This is a genomic window from Providencia sp. UF-183 (assembly GCF_058246155.1).
On sequence record NZ_JBSICD010000124.1, the window covers coordinates 1 to 238 of the forward strand.

At 66.0% G+C, this 238-nt stretch carries 1 protein-coding gene; it reads right to left on the minus strand.

Annotated features, from left to right (window positions below):
* Positions 1 to 234: glycine betaine ABC transporter substrate-binding protein (locus AC4IFT_RS22625; protein WP_490752997.1), on the minus strand; the 234-nt coding region annotated here is incomplete at its 3' end.
* Between the last annotated feature and the right edge of the window lie 4 nt (positions 235 to 238).

Consider the following 238-nt stretch of genomic DNA (forward strand, 5'->3'; position numbering starts at 1 on the left):
GATCTGCACGTCGCCGGAGGCCAGCGCGCGCAACACGCTGGAGCCGCTGTCGAACTTACGCCAGTCGACGGTCGCACCGGACTGTTTGGCGAAGCTGTTTTCCGCCTGCGCCACCTTGGCCGGCTCCGCCGACGTCTGGTACGCCACGGTGACGTCCACCGCATAGGCGCTAGCCGCGCTGAGCGACAGCGCCAGCAGCGCCGCGTTGCTTAAAGAAAAGAGTTTGCCCGCCATGTTC